This window comes from Mesorhizobium sp. M7A.F.Ca.CA.004.12.1.1 (genome assembly GCF_003997835.1).
Classification (GTDB): Bacteria; Pseudomonadota; Alphaproteobacteria; order Rhizobiales; family Rhizobiaceae; genus Mesorhizobium.
The window spans coordinates 1-1,163 of record NZ_RZRK01001232.1 but is presented as its reverse complement, the minus strand read 5'-3'; the positions used below and the strand labels follow the sequence as shown (position 1 = coordinate 1,163).

The window sequence follows — 1,163 nt, the reverse complement described above, 5'->3', positions numbered from 1 at the left end:
GCGTCAGGCCGATGACCAGTCCGGCGAACGCCGTCGAGTGCTTTTCAGCCGTGACGCCAAGGATCACGGTGACGAAGGTGAAGGTGCCGATCACTTCCCACAGGAATGCCGAGCTGACACCCCATTTCGTCACATCCCAGCCATTGGCGCCGAAGCCGGTGGTGTGTCCGCCAACCTGGCCGGAAACGATGATCCACAACGCCAGCGAAGCAAGGACGCCGCCGATGACCTGCGCGATCCAGTAGGGGATCACGTCCTTGGCCGGCAGCCGGCCGGCAAGGAAGACGCCGAGCGTCACCGCCGGGTTGAGATGCGCGCCCGAAATCGGGCCGATCGCATAGGCCGCCGCGATGAGGCCGATGCCGAACGCCAGACCGATGCCTTCCTGGCCGAGCGGCAGCGCGCCGCCGAAGCCGCCCGTCACCACAGAAGCCGTACCGATGAACACCAATAGAAATGTGCCTAGAACTTCCGCCAGATAAGTCTTCATTGCCCTCTCCTCGTGTCGATCCGCCGGTCCACCTTTGCGCGCCGCGAATCACAACCGGAAGAGTATTCGCAACCAGAAAAGTTGGAAAGCAGAGCGGTTGTGCAGGCCGACCTGCTTGTGCGCGCCGGTTGCGCGCTCTAGAGCAGGGCCGGAATAATTTTCTGCGTGACGGAACAAGACCATGCGACTGGGCGGACGGCTGGCTGCGGCCATCGAAGTGCTGGAAGACATCGGCCGGCGCCACCGGCCGGTGGCGGACGCGCTGAAGGATTGGGGCCTGTCGCATCGCTTCGCCGGCGGCGGCGACCGTGCGGCGATCGGCAACATCGTCTATGACGCCTTGCGCCACAAGCGTTCCGCCGGCTGGCTGCTGGGGCAGGACACGCCGCGCGCCATCGGCTTCGGCGCGCTGCTGCTCGAATGGCGCCAGACGGCACAATCGCTCAACGAGGCGCTCGATGGCGACAAGTTCGCACCGCCGCTGCTGACCGCCGCCGAGCTTCAGGCCATCGCCGAACGCCGGCTTGACGATGCGCCGGCCGCGGTGCGGGCGGATGTTCCGGACTGGTGCGCGCCGCTTTTCGAGCGAGCCTTTGGCTCGACCTGGGCCGACGAGGGCGCCGCGCGGGAAACGCGCCCGCCGCTCGACCTCAGGGTCAACACCTTGCAGGCC

General features: G+C 66.5%; 1 protein-coding gene and 1 pseudogene. One reads left to right on the top strand and one right to left on the bottom strand.

The features are described from left to right. Positions 1–490 (bottom strand): aquaporin (locus EN984_RS35395; RefSeq protein ID WP_127384394.1); only part of this gene is annotated, 490 nt, incomplete at its 3' end. Positions 491–671: 181 nt separating this feature from the next. Between EN984_RS35395 and EN984_RS35390 the strand changes: the two are divergent. Continuing rightward, positions 672–1,163 (top strand): annotated as a pseudogene (locus EN984_RS35390) (MFS transporter); the annotation flags it as partial.